The organism is Bradyrhizobium yuanmingense, assembly GCF_900094575.1.
In the GTDB taxonomy this organism is placed as follows: Bacteria; Pseudomonadota; Alphaproteobacteria; order Rhizobiales; family Xanthobacteraceae; genus Bradyrhizobium; species Bradyrhizobium yuanmingense.
The window spans coordinates 455,862-478,866 of record NZ_FMAE01000002.1; the positions used below are offsets into that span (position 1 = coordinate 455,862).

The 23,005-nt window shown below is 65.2% G+C and carries 19 protein-coding genes; 6 read left to right on the forward strand and 13 right to left on the reverse strand.

The genetic code is table 11. The annotated features are described in order from the left end of the window. Window positions 1-35: 35 nt before the first annotated feature. Window positions 36-338: a hypothetical protein gene (locus GA0061099_RS07210; RefSeq protein ID WP_036024090.1), complete on the forward strand. Its 303-nt coding sequence runs from the start codon at window positions 36-38 to the stop codon at window positions 336-338. A gap of 6 nt (window positions 339-344) precedes the next feature. On the opposite strand, the gene murA is transcribed toward GA0061099_RS07210, so the two are convergent. The 10 genes from murA to rpsT form a co-directional block, all read right to left on the reverse strand. Then, window positions 345-1,637, reverse strand: coding sequence for a UDP-N-acetylglucosamine 1-carboxyvinyltransferase (murA, locus tag GA0061099_RS07215; RefSeq protein WP_036024088.1), 1,293 nt, complete (start codon window positions 1,635-1,637; stop codon window positions 345-347). A gap of 128 nt (window positions 1,638-1,765) precedes the next feature. After that, a complete protein-coding gene (locus tag GA0061099_RS07220) occupies window positions 1,766-2,233 on the reverse strand; it encodes a hypothetical protein (RefSeq protein ID WP_036024085.1) in 468 nt (155 codons plus the stop codon). 195 nt (window positions 2,234-2,428) lie between these two features. After that, the gene (gene gyrB / locus GA0061099_RS07225) at window positions 2,429-4,864 is read right to left on the reverse strand and encodes a DNA topoisomerase (ATP-hydrolyzing) subunit B (RefSeq protein ID WP_036024084.1); all 2,436 of its coding nucleotides are present in this window, start codon (window positions 4,862-4,864) and stop codon (window positions 2,429-2,431) included. A 387-nt stretch (window positions 4,865-5,251) separates the two neighbouring features. Continuing rightward, window positions 5,252-7,414 (reverse strand): hypothetical protein, encoded by a 2,163-nt coding sequence (locus GA0061099_RS07230; protein WP_036024109.1) that lies wholly within the window; start codon window positions 7,412-7,414, stop codon window positions 5,252-5,254. 120 nt (window positions 7,415-7,534) lie between these two features. Next, on the reverse strand, window positions 7,535-8,269 hold the full coding sequence (locus GA0061099_RS07235; RefSeq protein ID WP_036024107.1) for a hypothetical protein: 735 nt from the start codon (window positions 8,267-8,269) through the stop codon (window positions 7,535-7,537). 120 nt (window positions 8,270-8,389) lie between these two features. Continuing rightward, window positions 8,390-9,526 carry a DNA replication/repair protein RecF gene (recF, locus tag GA0061099_RS07240; protein WP_036024082.1) on the reverse strand — a complete coding sequence of 379 codons (1,137 nt, stop codon included), beginning with the start codon at window positions 9,524-9,526 and terminating at the stop codon, window positions 8,390-8,392. A gap of 88 nt (window positions 9,527-9,614) precedes the next feature. After that, on the reverse strand, window positions 9,615-9,980 hold the full coding sequence (locus GA0061099_RS07245) for an endonuclease domain-containing protein (protein ID WP_036024080.1): 366 nt from the start codon (window positions 9,978-9,980) through the stop codon (window positions 9,615-9,617). Between the two features lie 248 nt (window positions 9,981-10,228). Further along, window positions 10,229-11,347 carry a DNA polymerase III subunit beta gene (gene dnaN / locus GA0061099_RS07250; RefSeq protein ID WP_036002613.1) on the reverse strand — a complete coding sequence of 373 codons (1,119 nt, stop codon included), beginning with the start codon at window positions 11,345-11,347 and terminating at the stop codon, window positions 10,229-10,231. 258 nt (window positions 11,348-11,605) lie between these two features. Further along, window positions 11,606-13,015 carry a chromosomal replication initiator protein DnaA gene (gene dnaA / locus GA0061099_RS07255; protein WP_036024069.1) on the reverse strand — a complete coding sequence of 470 codons (1,410 nt, stop codon included), beginning with the start codon at window positions 13,013-13,015 and terminating at the stop codon, window positions 11,606-11,608. A gap of 1,273 nt (window positions 13,016-14,288) precedes the next feature. Beyond that, on the reverse strand, window positions 14,289-14,555 hold the full coding sequence (gene rpsT / locus GA0061099_RS07260) for a 30S ribosomal protein S20 (RefSeq protein ID WP_036002606.1): 267 nt from the start codon (window positions 14,553-14,555) through the stop codon (window positions 14,289-14,291). 423 nt (window positions 14,556-14,978) lie between these two features. Between rpsT and GA0061099_RS07265 the strand changes: the two genes are divergently transcribed. Beyond that, window positions 14,979-15,296, forward strand: coding sequence for a hypothetical protein (locus tag GA0061099_RS07265; protein ID WP_025033220.1), 318 nt, complete (start codon window positions 14,979-14,981; stop codon window positions 15,294-15,296). Window positions 15,297-15,429: 133 nt separating this feature from the next. Then, window positions 15,430-16,170, forward strand: coding sequence for a polysaccharide biosynthesis/export family protein (locus GA0061099_RS07270; protein ID WP_036024073.1), 741 nt, complete (start codon window positions 15,430-15,432; stop codon window positions 16,168-16,170). 145 nt (window positions 16,171-16,315) lie between these two features. Here GA0061099_RS07270 and GA0061099_RS07275 read toward each other — a convergent pair whose 3' ends face one another. The 3 genes from GA0061099_RS07275 to GA0061099_RS07285 all read right to left on the reverse strand — a co-directional run bounded on the left by GA0061099_RS07275 (window position 16,316) and on the right by GA0061099_RS07285 (window position 18,233). Further along, window positions 16,316-16,990 carry a dienelactone hydrolase family protein gene (locus GA0061099_RS07275; protein WP_036024067.1) on the reverse strand — a complete coding sequence of 225 codons (675 nt, stop codon included), beginning with the start codon at window positions 16,988-16,990 and terminating at the stop codon, window positions 16,316-16,318. Between the two features lie 118 nt (window positions 16,991-17,108). Continuing rightward, entirely contained in the window at window positions 17,109-17,444 is a 336-nt protein-coding gene (locus GA0061099_RS07280) for a hypothetical protein (RefSeq protein ID WP_036024065.1), read from the reverse strand. Window positions 17,445-17,468: 24 nt separating this feature from the next. Continuing rightward, the gene (locus tag GA0061099_RS07285) at window positions 17,469-18,233 is read right to left on the reverse strand and encodes an alpha/beta fold hydrolase (protein WP_036024063.1); all 765 of its coding nucleotides are present in this window, start codon (window positions 18,231-18,233) and stop codon (window positions 17,469-17,471) included. A 486-nt stretch (window positions 18,234-18,719) separates the two neighbouring features. Between GA0061099_RS07285 and GA0061099_RS07290 the strand changes: the two genes are divergently transcribed. The 3 genes from GA0061099_RS07290 (at window position 18,720) to GA0061099_RS07305 (ending at window position 23,004) form a co-directional block, all read left to right on the forward strand. Beyond that, on the forward strand, window positions 18,720-19,211 hold the full coding sequence (locus tag GA0061099_RS07290) for a (2Fe-2S)-binding protein (RefSeq protein WP_025033225.1): 492 nt from the start codon (window positions 18,720-18,722) through the stop codon (window positions 19,209-19,211). Further along, window positions 19,208-21,490 (forward strand): xanthine dehydrogenase family protein molybdopterin-binding subunit, encoded by a 2,283-nt coding sequence (locus tag GA0061099_RS07295; RefSeq protein ID WP_074447595.1) that lies wholly within the window; start codon window positions 19,208-19,210, stop codon window positions 21,488-21,490. The genes GA0061099_RS07290 and GA0061099_RS07295 overlap by 4 nt, the downstream gene beginning before the upstream one ends. Window positions 21,491-21,909: 419 nt before the next feature. Continuing rightward, on the forward strand, window positions 21,910-23,004 hold the full coding sequence (locus tag GA0061099_RS07305) for an HD-GYP domain-containing protein (protein ID WP_036024045.1): 1,095 nt from the start codon (window positions 21,910-21,912) through the stop codon (window positions 23,002-23,004). The last annotated feature ends 1 nt before the right edge of the window (window position 23,005 follow it).

Here is a 23,005-nt window from a genome sequence, read left to right on the forward strand (position 1 = left end):
ACCTACATCGATGTCTGCGAATTGATGGAGGTGACATGGTGCAACGATTTGGCCGGGCGGCAAGCGGACCAGTGGTGAGGTTCTCGCATCGGACGGCCGTCTACGTGCGTGCGGGGCTTGCGGCCGCGAGCCTGATCGCACTTCTCGTGCTGTTTCTTTCGCAAGCCTCCGCAGGTGATGCGCGGAGTGAGGCGAAGCAGGCCTGCAAGGCAGACTATTCACGGTTCTGCGCCGGCACCATGCCCGGGAGCGGCCGCATCCGCAAATGCCTCGGCGACAATTACGCGAGCTTGTCCGCGGGCTGCAAACAGGCCTTCGACGCGAATCCGCCAAAATAGAACAGGTTAGCTCCGCTCCGGCACGCGCTTGATCTTCGCACCAAGCGCGTTCAGCCGCTCCTCGATGCGCTCATAGCCGCGCTCGATCTGGTCGGCGTTGTTGATGGTCGAGGTGCCCTCGGCGCAGACGGCCGCGAGCAGCATCGCCATGCCGGCGCGGATGTCGGGCGAGGTCATTGTGGCGCCGTGCAGGCGGCTGGGGCCGGCGATGATGGCGCGGTGCGGGTCGCACAGCACGATGCGTGCGCCCATCGCGATCAGCTTGTCGACGAAGAACATCCTGGATTCGAACATCTTCTCGAACATCAGGATCACGCCCTCGCATTGCGTGGCGGTGACGATGGCGATCGACATCAGGTCGGCCGGGAAGGCCGGCCAGGGCTGGTCCTCCAGCTTCGGCACATGGCCGCCGAAATCGTCCTGGATCTTCAATGTTTGATTCGAGGGCACGATAAGATCATCGCCCTCGATTCGGCAGACGATGCCGAGCCGCTCGAAGCCCATGCGGATCGAGCGCAGATGCTCGACGCCCGCGCGCGCGATGCGCAAGGGCGAGCGCGTCACGGCGGCAAGCCCGATCAGCGAGCCGACCTCGATGTGGTCGGGCTGGATCCGGTACGTCGTCCCGCCGAGCGTCGCTTGACCATGGATGATCATGGTGTTGGTGCCGATGCCTTCGATCCTGGCGCCGAGCGCGACCAGGAAATTGGCGAGGTCCTGCACATGCGGCTCGGAGGCCGCGTTGCGCAAATAGGTGATGCCGTCGGCGGCGACCGCCGCGACCAGCGCGTTCTCGGTGGCGGTGACGCTCGGCTCGTCCAGGAACACGTCCGCGCCCGCGAGCTTTGGCGCACGGAATTCGAGCCGATCGGTCGCGGTGACCTTGGCGCCGAGCTGCTCCAGCGCGAGCACATGGGTGTCCAGTCGCCGGCGGCCGATGACGTCGCCGCCCGGCGGCGGCAGCATCACCTCGCCGCAGCGGGCGAGCAGGGGCCCGGCGAGCAGGATCGAGGCGCGAATGCGCACGCACAGCTCGGGGTCGAGGTCGGCGGCGCGGATGCTCTTGGCATGGATGTGAAGCGTGTTGCGCGCGGACCATTCGGCCGACGCGCCGACCGAGCGGACCAGCTCGACCAGCGTCTCGGTGTCGCGGATCCGCGGCACGTTCTCCAGCACGACCGGATGCTCGGTCAGCAGCGCGGCGGCGATGATCGGTAGCGCCGAATTCTTGTTGCCGGACGGCTCGATCGAGCCCGAGAGCCGGTGACCGCCCTCGACGATGTATTGGATGGGCGCCACGGGGTTCTCGCTGTCCTGTTGAGTGGGAGGGCCTGTTTCGGGCGGAAACTACAGAGATTTGAGCGCGGGAGCAATTGTGCCGGCTGGGACCCGCACACGTCCGTCCGTCGCTTGTGGCAGGACCCGCCTCAGAACAACCCGATGATACTCCCGACCACATAGAGGAACGCGATCAGGATCAGGACGCCCATCAGGAAGAAGGAGATTTCGATAGCGATGGCGCCGGTGCCGAGTGCGGCGGCGACAGCGGCAAGGAGCCGTTCCTCCCGAAAGATCAGCGAGAGCACCGACAGCAGGATGGCGAGCAGGCCGAGCGAGATCGCCGTGACCGATGCGATATCACTCCAGCTTCGTCCAGCCGATTTCTCGAGGTCCGGAGCCTTGAACTCCACGCCCTTCACCTTCGCGACGATGCGGTCCTTGATGCGATGTCCGGTGTCGACGATCACCTTGTCTGCCGGCGGCGGCGGAAACACGATCGGCACGACCCAATGCGGCAGCACCGCCGCCATCAGCGCCAGCACGCCGGCAATGCTGCCGATGATGCCGAGGCGGCGTGAGGGCACAGCGGAACTGGGCGTTGCAGAGGCGGTCATGGCGCGAGCTTCCCGGCCGGAATCGGCCAACGGGTTCATGCCGTTTCGTCGCGTCGGCGCGTGGTGAGGTTCAGGGCCTGATTGATACTGCCGTTATGCCCGGGCTTGTCCCGGGCATCCACGTTCTTTGTTCCGCGGGGCAACACGTGGATGGCCGGGACGAGCCCGGCCATGACGCCACGGAAGCAGCGTCCCTCAAATATCGATCGTCGCGCTCAGCGAATGTTCCTGAATGAAATCGCGGCGCGGCTCGACGACGTCGCCCATCAGCTTGGTGAAGATGTCGTCGGCCTCGTCGACCTCCTTGACCTTCACCTGGAGCAGCGAGCGTGCCTCGGTGTCGAGCGTCGTTTCCCAGAGCTGCTCCGGGTTCATCTCGCCGAGGCCTTTATAGCGCTGCAGGCTGATGCCCTTGCGACCCGAATCGGTCACGGCCTCGAACAGATCGACCGGGCCGTGGACCACGTGCTCTGAATCCTTGCGCCGTAGCTTGCCGGAGCGGGCGTAAACGTCCTGGAGCTTGGTCGTGTATTCGTCGAGCTTGCGCGCCTCGGCCGAGCCAAGCAGCGCATCGTCGATGACGGCGGCTTCCTTGACGCCGCGCACGGTGCGCTCGAATAGGAAGCCCTGGCCCTCAATGAATTGTCCGACCCAGCCGCGCTCGACCTCCTCGGCCTGGTTGTCCAGCCGGCTCGCGATGTATTGCGCGGCGGCCGCCGCCTTCTCGGGATCGCCGTAGATCTCCTTGTTCAGCACGCCGGTGATGGCGGCCTGCTCGACCACCTTGCGATTATAGCGGCTGTGCAGGTTGCGCAGGACGCTGCGGACTACGCGGGCGTCATCGACCAGCGCGCGCAGATCGCGCCCGGAGCGGTCGCCGCCGGTGCCGGGGATGTACACGCAATCATCGAGGCCGGCGTCGATGAGATAGTCTTCCAGCGCCCGCTCGTCCTTCAGGTACTGCTCGGACTTGCCGCGTGAGACCTTATAGAGCGGCGGCTGGGCGATATAGAGATAGCCGCCATCGATGATGTCGCGCATCTGCCGGTAGAAGAACGTCAGCAGCAGCGTGCGGATGTGGGCGCCGTCGACGTCGGCGTCCGTCATCACGATGATCTTGTGATAGCGCAGCTTCTCGACCGAGAACTCGTCGCTGATGCCGGTGCCGAGCGCGGTGATCAGCGTGCCGATCTGCTCTGACGACAGCATCTTGTCGGGACGCACGCGCTCGACGTTCAGGATCTTGCCGCGGAGCGGCAAGACGGCCTGGAATTCGCGGTTGCGGCCCTGCTTGGCGCTGCCGCCTGCCGAGTCGCCCTCGACGATGAAGAGCTCGGACTTGGCCGGATCCTTTTCCTGGCAGTCGGCGAGCTTGCCCGGCAGCGAGGAGACCGAGAGCGGGCTCTTGCGCGTCAGCTCGCGCGCCTTTCGCGCAGCTTCACGGGCCGCCGCGGCCTGGATCACCTTGCCGACGATCATCTTGGCTTCGCTCGGGTGCTCCTCGAACCAGGCGGCAAGCGCCTCGTTAAGAACGTTCTCGACCACGGGGCGCACTTCCGAGGACACCAGCTTGTCCTTGGTTTGCGACGAAAACTTCGGATCGGGCACCTTCACCGAGAGAACGGCGGTGAGCCCTTCGCGGCAATCGTCGCCGGTCAGCGCGATCTTTTCCTTCTTGGCATTGGCCTCCGCATAGCCGTTGACCTGGCGCGTCAGCGCGCCGCGGAAGCCGGCGAGATGGGTGCCCCCGTCGCGTTGCGGGATGTTGTTGGTGAAGCACAGCACGTTCTCGTGGTAGCTGTCGTTCCACCACAAAGCGGCCTCGACGCCGATGCCGTTGGCTTCCGAGCGCACCATGATCGGCGCCGGCACCAGGGCCTTCTTGTTGCGGTCGAGATATTTGACGAACTCCTCGACGCCGCCGGAATAGAACATCTCCTCGCGCTTCTCGACCGCGTGGCGCATGTCGGAGAGCACGATGTTGACGCCGGAATTGAGGAAGGCGAGCTCGCGTAAGCGATGCTCGAGCGTGGCGAAGTCGTATTCGATGTTCTTGAAGGTCTCGGTCGAGGCCAGGAACGTCACCTCGGTGCCGCGCTTGCCCGGGGCATCGCCGACGACCTTGAGCGGTGCGACGGCATCGCCGTGGGCGAACTCGATATAGTGCTCCTTGTTGTCACGCCAGATGCGCAAGCCGAGCTTGCTCGACAGCGCGTTGACGACGGAGACGCCGACGCCGTGCAGGCCGCCGGAAACCTTGTAGGAGTTCTGGTCGAACTTACCGCCGGCGTGCAGCTGGGTCATGATGACCTCGGCCGCCGAGATGCCTTCGCCCTTGTGGATGTCGACGGGAATTCCGCGGCCGTCGTCGCGCACGGTGACGGAATTATCCGCGTTGAGGATCACCTCGACGCGCGAGGCATGGCCGGCGAGCGCTTCGTCGATGGCGTTATCGACGACTTCGTAGACCATGTGGTGCAGGCCCGAGCCGTCGTCGGTGTCGCCGATATACATGCCCGGGCGCTTGCGGACGGCATCGAGTCCCTTGAGCACGCGGATCGATTCCGCGCCGTAATCGCTCGCGTTGGAGGGCTCGTTTTCGGCAGCGTGCTGCCGAGCAGGTTCTGTCATGAGAGGCCTTCGAGATGTCGCCCGAATCAGCGGCGCAAAAGGCGCTGATTTGCGGGGCTATTTGTGCCATGAAAGACCGCTTGCGCCTAGCGCAAAGTATCCTCCGGCAACCCTTTGAGTAGATAGGGTTTTTCGGCCGGTTTTCAAGGCGCCGGAGGGCCGATTCTGGGCGCCGCAAAAAGCCCGATTCGAGGGCAGTTTTTTGCCTCGAAAAGCCGTGGATTTTGCGGGGCCAGGAAGAGTGGTTTTGGGGCACCTGAAACTGATTCATCGATCGCCGTCATGCCCGGCCTTGTCCTGGCATCCACGTTCTTGGCGTCGCGGAAGACGTGGATGGCCGGGACAAGCCCGGCCATGACGATACCGCGAATCTGAAAGCGTGCAGCCTCAATACATCTGCAGCGGCAGCACGTCGCCGCTCGGGCCCACCAGAAGGCCCCAGGCCTCGCCGGCGGCAACGGTCAGGGACTCGCTACGCGCAGGGCGGCCGGGCAGGCGCAACGCGTACACGTATTTGCCGGGCGGTAGGTCGAGCATCGGGCCTTTCGGTGATTGCGGGCCGCCGGCGCCGGCTGCGATCTTCACCGTCTGCTTGTTGATCGTCAGCGCGACCTCGTTCGCTGCCATGTTTCCGAGCATGAGCCGCGCTTGTCCCGCCTTCGGCATGATCTCGGCCTTGGCCGCGGCATCGGCATTCTTCTGCGCCAGGCTGACCGTGGTCTCGCCCTTGGCGCGGCCGAGCTTGAGCACGGCGGGACCTTGCGGCGAGGTGAAGTCGATCTGCGCGCGTTCTGCGGACGCGGCTGCGCCGTCGGTCTTCTCCTGCCAGCCCAGCTTTGCAAGCTCGGCCCGGTAGAAGGCGAGGACCTCGTCGAGCGAAGCGGGGATGCGGGCCTCGAGCTCGCGGCGGAGCGGCGCTTCGCCTCCGGGTATCTTGGTGGTGGCGAGCGATTTCGACGAACGCTGCGTCGGCACCGGCAGCGGGGACTCAGGATCGGGCTTGAGCGGCTCGGCGGATTTGGCCTGAACCTCCACCTCCGCGCCGGCCGCAGCCTTGGCCGCTTCGGTCACCAGGCCCGATCCGTCGGCGCGGACATTCACCTTCGGGCCCATCTGCATCACCGTCATCGAGATCGACTTGCCGCCCTTCGAGAACGCCATCACCGCCATGTTCGGCTGGTTGATGACGGAGGGCTGCTCCTTCCAGCCCGAGCTCTTCAGCGCGGTCCGATAGAAGCTGCTGAGCGCCTTCACGCTCGACGCCGAGGAGAATTCCAGGTGGCCGTCGCCGCCTTCGAACTTCACGGCTTCGGCGTTTTCGGGCAGCGGCACCGGCGTCTTGCTGTCAGCGAGCGCGGTGAGCGGGGCGTCCGACAGGGAGGCGGCCTGCGTCTTGCGCCTGATATCATCGGCCGCAATGAGCTGCTGAGCCGTACCCAAGGCATCGCTCAGGAACCTCGCGTCGGCCTCCTTCTTCGCCTTGGCGCGAGCGGCGAGCGCGGATTCCTTCACCTGCGCGGTCAGGCTGACCATGGTGAAATCATACTTGCGGCCGAGCCGCAGCACACCGGTTTCATCAGTGTTGGAAATCTTGATCGCCACCTCGTCGCCGGGCGCGAGCGGCGCGCGGCCGTCCTCCTGCCAGCCGCGCGCGGTGAGCTCGCGCTGGTAGAAGGCGAGCACGGCGGGCAGCTCGGCGATCGCGGCGGCCGAGATCTCGCGCTTGTTCGAGCTGGCGCTGCCGAGACCCCGCGCAGATTTGGTTGGCTTCGGCCGCGGCAGGCCGGCCATGTCGTCGTCGGCCTCGAGCACCTCCGGCAGCGCGAACGGCGCCACCCTGATCTCGACATTGGTGCGGCCATCGTCGCGGCGCGTCAGGGTCAGCATCACCGGCTTCTGGTAGACGTGCGTCGCGTCGCGATCGGGGTGGTCGTAGAAGACGCGAACGCCGTTCGGAACGGCTCCGGCAAGATCGGCGTTCGGCCAGCGCGATGCCGTATCGGGGTTAAGCTTGCGCCACCCCATCGCCGCCATGTCCTTGGTAAAGAATGCTGCGGTCGCATCGAGCGCGCCGGGCGCAATGCAGCTGAGATAGGGCCGGGTCTCGTCGAACACGAGATCGATCGCGCCTTCCGGAAAGGGCACGTTCGCATAGATCCGGTTCGGCGTGTAGAACACGGCGGACTGGTCGGGTCGCCCGCGCGCCTGTGTGAAGGAAACGCGCAGCCCCTGCCGTCCCTTCTTGAAGGTCAACGCTGCGCTTCTCTCATCCAGGGGATACACATAGGGCACCCAGCCGTCGGCGCTCAGCAGCTTCCTGGTGGCGTCCGACGTGCCGGCAAGCGGGGTCGGCACGGTGTAGATCACGCGATAGGTGTTGGGACGCGAAGTGTCCTCCACCGCGCCGTCGAGCCGCGGCAGCGTATGGACGTCGACGATGCCGTCGTCTGCCGCGCCGGCGGGACGCGAGGGGATCACTATCGCGAGAATGCCGCAGGCAAGCAGCAGCCATCTTGCCGGGACTTGCGCCCCGCGCCGGATCATCGGCATCGTCAAAAAACTCTTGGATGTCGCGCGGGTCGTCATGCCCTTGCGCATTGGCGGGCTGCGGCGCCGTCGGTGCGGCCTCAGACGAGAAGTCGCGCCGGGAACCGGAGAGGTTCAACAGGCTCAGTACAGCTGCAGCGGCGGCCAGGCGTCACCGTCGCGCCCGACCGTGAGCTCCCAGGTGGCGCCGGCGGCGACGGTGAGGATGTTCGTGGTGGCGGGTTGGCCCGGGACGGCTAGCCTGTACGAATATTCGCCCGGCGCGAGGTCCAGCGCGACAGCGTTCGCGCCGGCCGGGCGCGGGATGGTCCGCTCGTTGATGGTGAGGACCGCTTCCTTGTCGCCGATATTGCTGAACACCAGCTTCGCCTGGCCGGGCTCGGGCAGCACGTTCGCCTTCGTCGCCGTGTCCGCGTTCTTCTGCACCAGATGAACCGCGGTGCCGGAATCCTTGCGATCGAGCATCAGCGCGGCCGGCCCCAGCGGCGAGACGAAGGCGAGCCGGACGTGATCGGCGTTGATCACGGCGCCATCATGCTGCTCTTGCCAGCCGAGCTTGCGAAGCTCGGTCCGGTAGAAGGCGAGCACGTCGCTGAGCCCCGCGGGCACGGTGGCCTCCAGCCTGACGCGGAGCGGCGCGTCGACGCCCTGCATCAGCGTGGTGTGGATCCCCCTGTAAGTATAGCGGGTCGGTGCGGGCAGCTTGGCATCGGAATCCAGCGTGAGCGGCGTCGGAAACAGATGCGGCAGCGAGGCACCGGCGCTGGCCGCGAGCATGCACATCGCAAACAGGGAGAAGCCGCACGCAAACAACTGCCATCGTGCCGGAGCTTGCGCCCCATGCCTCACCGCCGTCATGCTCATGCTCCAAAAATATCGCGAAGGATGTCGCGCATGTCCGAGTGCTGCGCGATGGCCGCTTCTTGCGGCCTCAAGCAGCTAGTCGCGATCTGGAACAGGCGGGTTCAATGCGGCGGCCTAACTGCGGGCCGAGACTCGTCCGCTCTCGACGTCAAACACTTCGCCCCCCGCGCCGATCTCGGCGAAGGCGGCAGGATCCGCACCGGTCAGCCACACCTGCGCGCCGAGCTTCTTCAGCTCATCGAACAGCGCCGCCCGGCGGTTCGGATCGAGATGCGCAACCACCTCGTCGAGCAGCAGCAGCGGCACGATCCCGGTCATCTCGGCGACCAGGCTCGCATGCGCCAGCACGAGGCCGATCAGCAGCGCCTTCTGCTCGCCGGTGGAGGCATCGCGCGCCGGCATGCTCTTGGGCGCGTAGATCACCTGGAGGTCGGTGAGATGCGGGCCGTCGGTGGTGCGGCCGGCGATCGCATCGCGCGGGCGGCTGTCGCGCAGGATCTGCCGGTAGCGGTCTTCGACCGACGTCGCGGTCTCCTCGAGCAGCGCGTTCTCCATCCAGCCGTCGAGCGCGATCTGAGCGGACGGAAATGCGGATGCCTGTGCGCGCGCGTTGAGCATGCCGGTGAGCCTTGCCGCGGTCTGGCCGCGCGTGGCCGCCACCGCGACGGCGAGCTCGGCCGTCTCGCGCTCGATCGCGTCGCACCAATGGTCGTCGTAATTGCGCGTCTCCAGCAGGCGGTTGCGCGAGCGCAACGAGCGCTCGAGCGCGTTGATGCGGCTGGAATGCTCGCTGTCGATGGCGAGCACGAGACGGTCGAAGAAGCGCCGCCGTTCGGACGCTGCGCCCATGAACAGCCCGTCCATCGCCGGCGTCAGCCACACCATGCGGATATGATCGCCGAAGGCGCTGGCCGAGCCCACTGGCTCGCGGTCGATGCGGCAGCGCCGGCTGACCGTGGTATCCGCGCGCGGCGCATCGATGCCGGTGCCGAGCGTCGCCAGCCCCAGCGCGCCCTCGACCTGCGCCGACACCGCCCAGGAGCCGTCGCCCTGGTTGTCGGCGACATCCTCCAGCGTCGCCCGGCGCAGGCCGCGGCCCGGCGACAGGAACGAGATCGCCTCGATGCAATTGGTCTTGCCCGCCCCGTTCGGCCCGACCAGCGCCACCAGATCAGCCGCCGTCTCGAGCCCCGCCGCCCGGTAATTGCGAAAATGCGTCAGCGTCAGGCGATGAATGCGGGAGGGGGTCATGAGATCTTTGTCATGGACGCGATTCTTCCCTCTCCCCCTGTGGGAGAGGGTGGCGCCTCACGAAGTGAGGCGACGGGTGAGGGGTATCTTACCGCCCGGCAAGCTTTGCAAGGATATCCTCCAACACAGAGGTGGGCTGCTGCAGCACGTCATTGTTCCAGTAGCGCGCGATCGAAAATCCTTCTGCAGAAAGTGCAGCATCGCGGGCGGCGTCGCGTGGCGATTCCGCGTGCTGACTGCCGTCGATCTCGATCACAAGGCGTTTTTCGAAACAGGCGAAGTCGAGAATGTAATTCTCGATCGGCACCTGTCGACGGAATTTGTAAGCCGATAGCCGGCGATCCCTCAGCAATCGCCACATAGCCGCTTCCGCATCCGTCGGCTCGTGCCGCATGTTCTTCGCGAACTGGCGAAGATGCTTTGCAGTCGGCCGGTGATGCGGGTCATTCGGCATCGGTGTTCATTCTGAAAGGCGTTGGGGCGCGGTACTTTCACCCTCTCCCCTTGCGGGAGAGGGTGCCGACGCGAAGCGGCGGCGGGTGAGGGGTTGCCTCCACATAGAAGGTGCCGCGAGAGGACCCCTCACCCGAGTGAGGTCTTGGCCGATAGCGGAGATGCCCTCTCCCGCAAGGGGAGAGGGCGCATCAACGAGCATCGCGTTCGGTTCTAAAGGCAGTCTGCGCTGGCGAGCGAACACGCCCCTCACACCCGCATCGGCATCAGCACGTACAGCGCGCTCTTGTCGTCGCGGTCCTGCACCAGGGTCGGCGAGCCGGGATCGGCGAGGCGGAGCGTGGCGACGTCGCCTTCGATCTGGGCGGCGATGTCGAGCAGATAGCGGGAGTTGAAACCGATATCGAGCGCGTCGGAGGCGTATTCGACCTCGAGCTCTTCGGTCGCGCTGCCGGAATCCGGATTGGTCACCGACAGCACCAGCTTGCCCGCCGACAGCGACAATTTGACCGCGCGGCCGCGCTCGCTCGAAATCGTGGAGACGCGGTCGACCGCGTTCTCGAAATCCTTCTTGTCGACGACGAGCTCCTTGTCGTTGTTCTGCGGAATGACGCGGCCGTAATCGGGGAAGGTGCCGTCGATCAGCTTCGAGGTCAGCACGACGTTGCCGATGGTGAACCGGATCTTGGCCTGCGACAGCTCGATCGTCATCTCGGCCTCGGTGTCCTCGATCAGGCGCTGCACCTCGCCGACCGTCTTGCGCGGCACGATCACGCCGGGCATGCCCTCGGCGCCCTTCGGCTGCACCAGGTCGAGCTGGGCGAGGCGGTGACCGTCGGTGGCGACACCGCGCAGGGTGGCGGCCTTTGGCGTGCCGGCGGCATGCAGATAGATGCCGTTGAGGTAATAGCGCGTCTCCTCGGTCGAGATCGCAAACTGGGTGCGGTCGATCAGCCGCTTGACGTCCTTGGCGGCGAGCGAGAACGAATGCGACATGTCGCCGGCGGCCAGATCCGGGAAATCGTTCTCCGGCAGCGTCTGCAGCGTGAAGCGCGAGCGGCCGGCGCGGATCGCGAGCACGGCGCGGTCGCCGTCGGCCTCCAGCACGATCTGCGAGCCGTCCGGCAGCTTACGCACGATGTCGTAGAACATGTGCGCCGGCACGGTGGTGGAGCCCGCGGTCGCGGTTTCCGCCGGCAGCGTCTCGGTCACTTCGAGGTCGAGGTCGGTCGCCTTCAGCGACAATTTCGCGTTCTCGGCGCGCACCAGCACGTTGCCGAGAATCGGGATCGTGTTGCGGCGCTCGACCACGCGGTGGACATGGCCCAGCGACTTCAGCAGTTGTGCGCGTTCGACCGTAACCTTCATTGCACTACTCGCCCGATCCCTTAGGAAAACACAGCGTTGAGAAGGCCGGGCGGCGGGACGCGCGCCACGGCATCGAAGACCCCGACCGGCCGGATCATTCCTGCCGATATGACCAAAGCCGTCTGGGTCGCGCAAGGTGGCGCGGATAGCCCGCAGATTCAAGGCATTGGGGCCAGTTCCCCACCATTTACCGCCTCAAAACGAAGACGCCGCCCAGGCAAGCCGGGGCGGCGGGAGCAGGGCGGGAGCCCTAGGCCTTTATTCCTGAAGCTGGCGCTTCAGCGATTCCACTTCCTCCGACAGCGCGGTGTCCTTGGAGACCAGCGCCTCGATCTTGCGCACCGCGTGCAGCACGGTGGTGTGGTCGCGCCCGCCGAAGCGGCGGCCGATCTCGGGCAGCGAGCGCAGCGTCAGCGTCTTGGCGAGATACATCGCCACCTGGCGCGGGCGCACCACGTTGGCGGTGCGGCGCGAGGACAAGAGGTCGGAGCGGCTGACATTATACTGCCGCGCCACCACGCGCTGGATGTCCTCGATCTTGATCCGCTTCGGCTCCTGCGGCCGCACCAGGTCGCGCACCTCGTGCTCGGCCATCTCCAGCGTCACCGGCCGGTTGTTGAGCTTGGAATGCGCCAGCAGCCGGTTGATAGCGCCTTCGAGGTCGCGGCCGTTATGGGTGATGGTGCGCGCCAGATAATGCAGCACCTCCTCGGGCACCTCGAACGTGGCGTGATGGGCGCGGGCCGCCGCGACGCGCGACTTCAGGATGCCGTGGCGCAGCTCCTCGCCGAGCGATCCCATCTCGACCACGAGCCCGCCGGCGAGCCGCGAGCGGACGCGATCGTCGAGGCTTTCCAGATCCGATGGCGGACGGTCGGCCGCGATCACGACCTGGCGGCCGGCGTCGATCAGCGCGTTCAGCGTGTGGCAGAACTCGGCCTGCGTCGACTTGCCCTGCAGGAACTGGAGGTCGTCGATGACAAGCACGTCGATGCCGCGCAGCGCTTCCTTGAAGGCCAGCGCCGTCTGCGTCTTCAGCGCGGCGACGAAGCCATACATGAATTTTTCGGCCGTGAGATACAGCACCTTGCGCTCGTTGCCGGAATTGCCGGCCCAGGTCACGGCCTGCAAGAGATGCGTCTTGCCGAGGCCGACGCCGGCATGGATGTAGAGCGGGTTGAACATCACGGGGTCGCCACGACGCCCTTCGGCGACCTGGCGCGCGGCCGCATGGGCCAGCGTGTTGGAGCGGCCGACGACGAAGCTCGCGAAGGTCAGGCGCGGATCGAGCGGCGAGCCGCCGAGCGCGTCGTGATTGGCCGAGACCGGCGCGGTCGCGGTCGAGCGCAACTCCGGCATCGGCGCGCGGCGCGCCTCGACCGGCGCGGGCGCTTCCTTCGGCTGCGCCGAGGGGCGCACGGCGGACCGCACCGTGAGGTCGATGCGATGCACTTCCGGCATCTCGGCCTGCCAGCACGACAGCACGCGCTCGGCATAATGGGCCTGGATCCAGCTCTTCAGGAACCGCGTCGGCACCGAGAGCCGCACGCTCTCGTCCTGCACGCCTTCCAGATCCATGCGCGCAAACCAGCTTGTGTAGACGTCCTCGCCAACGCTCGAGCGCAGCCGACCCTTCACGCGTGACCAGCGATCCTGTTCCATTGTCATCGTCAGAAAACTTCTCTTGAGAGATATAGTTGCGTTTGTGAGCGCCATGCAGGGTTCCTGCCACGGTCCCTGAAGTGGCGCGACCTCGAGCGAGTCCATCGTCGGGCATGGCTCGACCGTTCGGCGCGAACGCCGCGGGTCAGATCAGCGATGTCAGAGATGGTGGGGTCGCGAGGTCAGCGCGTACTCGGCGCTCCGTCACGCGCGGGAGGCTGGAAATCCGACGGGGCTGAAACGGCATCGTTGGAAAAGGAAACGTGCTGCAATACCGCGTTGAGTCCGTAAGACATGATACCTCCCCGTCCTGCCGTGATCGCTCACGACAAGGTCCTGCGTGTCCTAAAGACAACCGCGCCGTACTCCTGTCGCGGATGCCTGCCCAAATGTACTAGTCGTCCGCTCGACTTCGCCACCTTGCGTGCCGGGATAGCTTCGCGATGTCTCTCATATGAGCCTGGCGCGAGTAGATGCGCCTGGCGCGAGCGGGAAAGGTCCCGCTTGGAAACATTCAGACAAAGAGCTACCATTCCCACATTGCTGTGGGTTTTGCACCGACATCACTTTTTGAAGCGTCGCCTACGTGCACACCGCCGCCGATTTGCACGCTCGCCCCGTTTCCTAAACCGCGCTGGTCTGAAGATCGTGGGCGCCGCTGACTGGGTTAAGGAATACACTAAGCGGAAAGACTCGCAACGAAATTGATTCACAGTTGAGCCGTCAAAAAACTTGACCTCGGTTAACGTCGCACAGGAGTTGTTCACAGGCTGCGAAGCAAGTTTTTGAATCCGTGCACAGAATCGAGAAGGCCGCGCGTCATGTGACAATTCTCGTTCAGCGCCAAATTATTTTTATAAATTCGTCATGCGCCCGACGTGCGGGCGATTTTTCCAAATGCTTGTCGCTGCTATGTTGATAAGTGATTATCGAGCCATCGCTTTTCGAGACTCGTTTTGCAGGGTAACTCCACCGTGACACACGTTCCGGTGAATCTACGGTGTGCAGAACTCTCATCGGCCATCGATTCAATTCGCGCCCGCCTCACAGGGGTTTTTTGCAACGCAGTGAAGTTTCCTCTGTTGCAGAACATCGGCAGGTAGAATTACGGAATGAAGACTGACGCAGACGATGTAAATCATCCAAGCGAGGCGTGAGCCTCGCGTGACTGCTTGCGTGAATGTGACAGTCAACAAAAAAGCCCGGCGCGAGGCCGGGCTGTTTGACGCGCTGACCGGATCGACCGATCAGACGATGTCGCCAAGATGACTTAGCAGATTTACTTCGCGAGCTTGGCGATCTGCGCGGTGAGGCGCGAGACTTTGCGGCTGGCGTTGTTCTTGTGAATGATGTTGCGCTGGGCGGCGCGCATCAAGGCGGGCTCGGCCGTCGCGAGCGCCTTCACGGCAGCGGCGCGGTCGCCGCTCTCGATGGCTTCCTCGACGTTGCGCACGGCGCCACGCATCTGGGTGCGGCGCGACTTGTTGACGGCAGTGCGGCGGGCGATCTTGCGCGTCGCTTTCTTGGCGGAAGTGGTATTGGCCATGGTCTCAATGTCCTTTGCGGGTACCGGTCGCGTCTTGGTCGGGTAGCGCCGGCTTGCTTGACCGCGGAATCGACGCTCGGATTTAGGGTGTTCGGTTGCTGGGCCGTTCCCGGAACATGAGCGACCGCCTTGCGGCTGTCTCTGAGGCTCCAAGGTGTCTTCAAGCTCGGATGAGTCCTGAAGCCCAGGGTGCCTGCAACTGCTCAAAGAACAGCGGCGGCGGGATTGCGCCCACCGCCAGTTGGCGCCCTTATAGAGAGGGTCTTTCGCACCGTCAACGCTTTCGGGCGCCGGAAACGCGCCTTTGGCGGCCTGGATGAGTGCCGTAAGGCCCTGAAGAGGTTGAATTTCTGCCGCCGCCCGGCTATTGGCTGGCATCGTTCCGAAAAGGTCGTCCGCTTCGACGGCCATCGTAGGTGAGGCATGATCCGCGGCTTTTTCCGACTGATAGGGCTGTTGCTGCTCGCCGGCGGGTTCATCTTCATGGTCTATGACGGCGCCCGCTGGGTGGCCGACCAGACCCTCAAATTCACCCGCTTCGGCCAGTTCTGGAACGATATCAATCAGGCCAGCCAATCGGCCTTCCGCACCTGGGTCGAGGCCAAGGCGCCCTGGCTCTGGACCTCGGTGATCCGCCTGGTGCTGGAGCAGCCGGTCTTCGCCGTCCTCGGCATTCTCGGCATCCTCCTGATGATCTTGTTCCGCCCGCGGAAACCGCTGATCGGCTATTCCCGGGATTGAGCCTGCAGCTGGCGCCGCGTAACAGCGCTGCCTCTTACCCTCCCCCTCCAGGGGAGGGTTGGAGCCCCACTCAACGCTTTATTAACCATAACCGGTGCATCACTGGAGCCGTCTCGTTTCGAGGATGGGTCCGGTGCCGGTTGCACGCGCGTTTCGATGGTCGAACTTGGCGTCCTTGGCAGCGTCCGCCGCGCTCGCTTTGGGCGGCTGCATGCAGACCGCAACTCCCGTCGCGATGGTGCAGCCTCGTCCCGATCTCGATGCCATGGCCTATGGCCAGCCGTACAGGGCGCCGCCGCCGGTCGTCGTCGCCAACAACGGCGGTGGCGCCATCGCGGCGCTCAGCAATTCCTTTGCCGCTTCGCCCGCACCAATGCCGGTCGGCTACGCCGCGCCGATGGCGGTGCGCAATGGCGCCTCCTACCATCTCGACGCCGGTGACAAGCTTCGCGTCGTGGTCTACGGCCAGGAAGGTCTCACCAACAGCTATGCGATCGACGCCGGCGGCTCCATCACCATGCCGCTGATCGGCGCGGTGCCGGCCCGCGGCCGCACCACGGCGGGGCTCGCCGGCGAGATCGCCGCACGCCTGCGCAACGGCTACATCCGCGAACCTTCGGTGGCGGTCGAGATCGAGACCTATCGTCCGTTCTTCATCCTCGGCGAGGTCCTCGCGCCCGGCCAATATCCATACGTGCCGAACATGACGGTTGAGAGCGCGGTCGCCATCGCCGGCGGCTTCTCGCCGCGCGCCAAGCGCGACATGGTCACCGTCACGCACACCGAGAACGGCGGCGCCATGCGCGCCGTGGTGCCGCTCGGCACGCCGCTCGCGCCCGGCGACACCGTGTTCGTCGGCGAGCGCTGGTTCTAGGGTTCAAGCCCGACTCTCTCCTTCGTCATTCCGGGGCGCGACGAAGTCGCGAGCCCGGAATCCATTCATCCACGAACGCTGACGCACGATGGATTCCGGGCTCGCGCTGCGCGCGCCCCGGAATGACAGTGGAAAGAGCCGCGCGCTACTTCGTCAAATGCTTCGCGAAAAAATCCATGCTGCGCGGCCAGGCGATGTCTGCGCTGGCCTTGTCGTAGCTGGCGCGCTCGTCGCAATGGAAACCATGCTGGGCGCCTGGATAGATGAAGACCTCCACATCCGGCCGCTTCGACTTGATGGTCTCGACATCGGCGAGCGGAATGCCGGCATCTTTCTCCCCGAAATGCAGCTGGGTCGGCACCTTCGGCGTCTCGTCGGCGAAGCGCACGACGGCGCCGCCGTAATAGCCGATCGCAGCCTTCAGGCCGGTCAGTCGCGTCGCTGCGACGAAAGCGATGCTGCCGCCCAAGCAAAAGCCGATGATGCCGACGGGCCCGACGCTTCTGACCGCATCGATCGCAGCCTGCGTGTCGCGCAGCATCGCGGCCCAGTCCGGATTGGCCACGAACTTGCGCGCCTCCGCGATCTCGTCGGGCGAATAGCCCGACTGGAAGTTCGGCGCCGTCCGGTCGAAGATCGACGGCGCGATCGCGACATAGCCTTCCCCGGCAAGGCGGTCGCAGACCGAGCGAATGTGGTGATTGACCCCAAAGATCTCCTGGATCACCACCACCGCGCCCTTCGGCGTGCCGGCGGGATCGGCGCGATAGGCGCCGAGCTGGAAATTGTCCGAGGCCGTCAGCTTGATGTCTTGTCCCACGCGGGTTGTCCTTCTTGGTTGTCGATCCGAAATTCAGCTCTCTGCCCTCATCCTTCGGGACGCTTGCTGCGCAAGCTTCTCAGGATGAGGGCATGCACAATTGTCGCGGCCCTCAACACTACTCCCACATCCAGTTCTCGCCGTAATCCTCCTTCCATCCGGCCAGCCGGCCGTGGCGGAATTGCAGGAACAGGCGATGGCGATAGGGGATCAGGCCGCTGCCGCCGATGTTGCGCAAGGCGAGATAGATCTCGTGGCCGGGACGTCCCCGCACATATTGCAGCTTCTGCCCGAGCGCGCGTGCGGTCTGTTCGGCATCCATGCCGAAGGCGAGCGGAATGTTGTTCGACAAGGTCGTGACGAAGGGCTGGCGCGGCGGCACGGCGCCGATCGGCTCGGCCTGCGCAGAGAGCGACAGCAACATCGTGCCCGCAGCCAGCATCATCAGCTTCATCGCCTGTGTCCCTGGTCGATCGGCCTATGCAGGCAAGTTCTTCAGGAAAGGCACGACCGCGTCAACAAAAGCCTCGGGCTGATCGATGTTGACGGCGTGTCCGGCCGCGGGGATCACGACCTTTTGTGCGCCCGGGATTTTTGCGGCCATGTAGTCGGAGGCGGCGAGGAACGGGGTGTCGTCGGCGCCGACCACGATCAGGCTGGGCACCTTAATCTCAGGCAACAGCTCCATCACGCGCGCATCGCGCTGGGTCAGCATGCCGCGCGCGGCGAGCGCAAGGCCCCTGGCGTTGCGATGGTTCGCGGTGGCGCGCTCGCGCGTCGCCGATTTCAGCACATCGAGGCCTTCGCGGTCGAGCCGGTCGGCCGTGGCGAGCGCTCGCGCGTTCCAAGCTTCGCGCGCATCGTCCTTCCTGAAGCCGGGGCCGGTGTCGATGATCAGTAGCGCGCGGGCCCGCTCCGGATGTGCGCGGTAGAACGCCAGCGACATGTAGCCGCCGAGCGAAAGCCCGCCGATGATGGCGCGCTTCGCGCCGACCGCATCGAGGATCGTCGCCATGTCACCGACCGTGAGGTCTTCGCTATAAGCACTCGCATCGTCAGGGTAATCGGACTGGCCGTGGCCGCGCATGTCCCACAGGATCAGCGCGTGGTCCTTCGCCAGCGCGTCGATTTGCCCATGCCACATCGCCGAGGTCGAGGAATAGCCGTGGGTGAGCAGCAGCGGCGGCCCGTTGCCATGAACCTCGTAGTAGATGTTGACGCCGTCGCGATTGATCTCCGGCATTGCTTCCCGCCCTTTCTTTTTCCTCGCCACGACACCGCTGCACCCTCTCCCCTTGCGGGAGAGGGTGACTTCGCTGAAAGCGAAGCCGGGTGAGGGGTCTCTATCCGCGCATGACTCTCTCAATGCGAGTGCGCGGATACGACCCTTCATCCGGCGCTTCACGCCACCGTCTCCCACAAGGGGAGAAGGAAGAAAGCGGCGGCAGCTGCACCTTAGCTCGCCAAGTTACCTCGAAGAAACTGCCTGAATGCGTAGCACGCATGCCGGAGGCATGCGCTGTTGTGTCCAGTGGCTGCGTCGACGCCCTTGGCGCGGCGCACAACGGGCGAGTGTGGCGAGCGCTTTTTCGACTCGTTCCAAATTGCATTTGCCTCCGCGCTGGAACGCGATCATTCTCGCCGGCAAGGCTGACGCCAGCCCGGTGGGCGTCCGCCATTCAAATTGCCGCCGTAAGCGGCTTTCATGCACCGGCAGGGGAAGACGCCTATGCCAACTCTCACCATCAACGGGCGGAGTCTGTCCGTGGATGCGGCGAACGACACGCCGCTCCTCTGGGCGATCCGCGAGCAATTGCAGATGACAGGCACCAAGTTCGGCTGCGGTGCCGGGCTGTGCGGTGCCTGCACCGTGCATGTCAACGGTGAAGCCGTGCGCTCGTGCCAGACCATGCTCAGTGACGTCGCCGGCAAGAAGATCACCACCATCGAAGGTCTCTCCGCCAAGGGCGATCATCCCTTGCAGAAGGCCTGGATCGCCGAGCAGGTGCCGCAATGCGGCTATTGCCAGTCCGGCCAGATCATGCAGGCGGCTTCGCTGCTCGCCAAGAATCCCAATCCGACCAAGGAGGAAGTGGTCGCCCATATGGACGGCAATCTCTGCCGCTGCATGACCTATTCGCGGATCCAGAAGGCGATCATGCGCGCCGCATCCGAGATGCGCACCGCCTCGGCCACCTCGAGCGAGCGGAGGCCCACATGAACGAGCATGTGAAGAAATTGACGCCCGAGACGACGGATCTCAGCCGCCGCTCCTTCCTCGTCGGCACCGCCGCGACCGGCCTCGTGCTCGGCTATGCCGGCGTGCCCGGCATCGAATCGGCAGCCGCCGCGCCCGCCAATTTCGAGCCGAGCGTGTGGTACGCGATCGCGCCGGACGGGCTTGTCACCGTGACCTGCGGCAAGGCCGATATGGGCCAGCACATCGCCTCCACCATGGCGCAGATCGTCTGCGAGGAGCTGGGCGCGAAATGGAGCGACATGCGCGTAGCGCTCGCCTCCAACGATCCCAAGTTCAACGATCCCGTGCTGGGCGCGCAGATCACCGGCGGCAGCTGGTCGACCATGATGAACTTCGAAGCGATGAGCCGGGCCGGCGCCGCCGGTCGCATCGCATTGACCGAAGGTGCCGCCGCCGCCATGGGCGTGCCGGCATCGGAGCTCGTGGTGCGCGATTCCATGATCGTGCATCCGAAATCGAAGAAGCAGATGTCGTTTGCCGATGTCGTGAAAAGCGGCAAGGCGACGAAAACCTTCACGCCCGACGAGCTGAAGGCGATCAAGCTGAAATCGCCGGACCAGTACACCATGATCGGCGTCTCGGTTCCGCAACTCGACATCCCCTCAAAGACCAACGGCACGGCCAAGTACGGTATCGACGTGATGCTGCCGGGCATGGCCTATGGCGCCCTGGTCACGCCGCCGGTGCGCTTCGGCGCCACCGTGAAATCGGTCGACGACAGCGCGGCAAAGAAGGTGTCGGGCTTCATCAAGGCCGTCACGCTCGACGACAAGACCGGGACGACATCGGGCTGGGTCGTCGCCGTCGCCAGCACCTACGCCAACGCCAAGAAAGCGGCGCAGGCGCTGAAGATCGCCTATGACGCGGGACCGAATGCGAAGGTGTCGAGCGAGTCGCTGCTCGACGAGGCCAAGCGGCTCCAGAAGCTGGACGATTCCGGCCAGTTCTTCGTTAAGGACGGCGATCCCAATGCAGCCTTCGGCTCGGCGGCCAAGGTGGTGGAGGCGGAATACACCACCAGCATCAACATCCACGCGCCGCTGGAGCCGATGAACGCCACCGCGGAGTTCAAGGGCGACATCCTGCACATCTATTCCGGCAACCAGTTCGCAACGCGCTCCGGCGCGATCGCGGCGGGAGCTGCCGGGATCGATCCGAAGTTCGTGGTCATGCACCAGATGTGGCTGGGCGGCGGCTTCGGCCGGCGTCTCGATGCCGACATGATGATTCCGGCGGTGCAGGCGGCCAAGGCGGTCGGCAAGCCGGTGAAGGTGATCTACTCGCGCGAGAACGACATGACGATGGATTTCTCGCGTCCCCTCACCTACCAAAAAGTGAAGGCCGGCGTGGATGGCGATGGCAAGCTGATTGCGATCAGCCACGACGTGGTCTCGGCCTGGCCGACCGCGCGCTGGGGAATCCCCGACTTCCTCACGCCCTCGGTCGACAAGAAGGGCCCGCTCGATTCCTTTACTGTGAACGGCGCGGACTTCTTCTACACCGTGCCCAACCATTATGTGCGCGCGATCAAGAACGAGCTCGCGCACAACGCCACGCCCTCCGGCCAGCTTCGCTCGGTGGCGCCGGGCTGGACCTTCTGGGCGGTCGAAAGCATGATCGACGAGATCGCGGCGGCGACGGGCAAGGATCCCGCCCAGTTCCGCATCTCGTTGCTCGACGGCGCCGGCAAGAACGACGGCGGCGCGCAGCGCTTGCGCAACACGCTGCTCGCCGCGATGGGACTGTCCGGCTACGGCACCAAGCAATTGCCGAAAGGCGAGGGCATGGGCGTCGCCTGCGTCTCGTCGCAGGAGCGGGCGACCGCGAGCTGGACGGCGTGCGTGGCTCACGTCGCCGTCGCGCCGTCGGGGGAGGTGACCGTGAAGAAGCTCACGGTCGCAACCGACGTCGGCACGCAGGTGCATCCCGACAATGTCCGCGCCCAGGTCGAGGGTGCGGCGCTGTGGGGCCTGTCGCTGGCGATGTACGAGAAGGCGACGCTGAAGGACGGTGGCATCGAGCAGACCAATTTCGATGGCTACACGCCCTTGCGCATGAGCCAGACGCCCGAGGTCGCGATCGCCGTGATCGCCAATGGCGAGAAGGCCACCGGCGTCGGCGAGCCCGCGGTCACCGTGGTCGCGCCGGCCATCGGCAACGCCATCTTCAATGCCAGCGGCGCCCGCGTCCGCGCCCTGCCGATCACCGCGGAAGCCGTGAAGGCGAGCATGAAGGCGTAAGTCGCGCTGCGATTGCCGAATGAGCTGATCCGCCGGAGGGCAACCTCCGGCGGATTTGTTTTGGAGCCGCCTCCACACCCTCACCGTCATGCCCCGGCTTGACCGGGGCATCCAGTACGCCGCGGCTTCTCGGTTTCAGCCGGACCGTCTCAGCGTACTGGGTCGCCCGGTCAAGCCGGGCGACGACAGCGGAGGGCGGGGCGATAGCGTCCAAAATTCCCCTTATCCATCAATGCCCGTTCTACTGTGCATGGGGTTGTTTTCGCCGGTTGTGAAATTCCCCCCGGAACCCCACTCCGTAAAATTGCGTGCAATTCCCCAAGGTTCCATTGAGCACGCCTCTTAAGGGCCAGAGAACCTGATCCGGCTTAGGCTCATCGGCCAATACGCCCGAGTTTCCGGTCCTTGTGGGGGAAGCCATGAACGCCACAGCCAAATCCGCCGCCAAACGCCGGCTCCTGCTCGCCTCCGATCGGAGCGACGGGAGCAGCGAGCTCGCCAGCATCCTGAAAGCGGTCGGCGACGTCTCCACGGTGAAGACGGACGAAATCCCCGCCCAGCCGTCGCGCGATCTCTCCGGGCTCGTGGTCGACATCAATCTGCGCTCGCCCGACAGCGTGCAGCGGGTCCGCAACAAGCTGCGCGGCGATGCCTATCGTTCGATGCCGCGGCTGTTCGTGCTCGCGGACGCCCTGCATCACGGCACCATGCAGGCCTGGGCGCTCGGGGCCACCGACACCATCTCGCGGCCGCTCCAGGCCGAGGCCATCCTGCAGCGCATCCGCGCCGCCTTCCCGGACACCGCGGCCTATGACGCGACCGATCGCGGCAAGACGCTCAACCGCGGCGTCGAGGCGGCGCATGCGGTGCTGACCAAGATGTTCGAGAAGCTGCCACTCGGCGTGCCCCTGACCTTCGATGACGTCATCGCCGCCGAGAGCAAGATCCTGAAGGCGATCAAGCATTCCTCGCTGCGGGAATGGCTCACCACGGTCGGCTGTCACCATGTCGGCAGCTACCGCCATTGCCTGTTCGTCACCGGCTTCGCCGTCGCCTTCGCCCAGCATCTCGGCATGCGCGAGGACGACCAGCGCCGCCTGACCCGCGCCGCGCTGCTGCACGACGTCGGCAAGGCCTTCGTTCCGGCCTGGCTGCTCGACAAGCCCGGCAAGCTCACCGACGAGGAGATGGCTGAGGTCCGCCAGCATCCGCGCCGCGGCTATGATGCGCTCGCCGCGCAAGGCGGCTTCCCGCCGGAGATGCTGGACGTGGTGCTGCATCACCACGAATTCCTCGACGGCTCCGGCTATCCGAACGGCCTGTCGTCGAACCAGATCAGCGACATCGTGCGCCTGACGACAATCGTCGACATCTACGCCGCGCTCGTCGAGAAGCGCGCCTACCGCATGCCCTTCACCCACTCCCGCGCCTTCACGATGATGGAAGGCATGGGCGGCAAGCTCGACCAGCAGCTGCTGCAGGCGTTCCGCCCGGTCGCGCTGGGGTCGTTCTAGT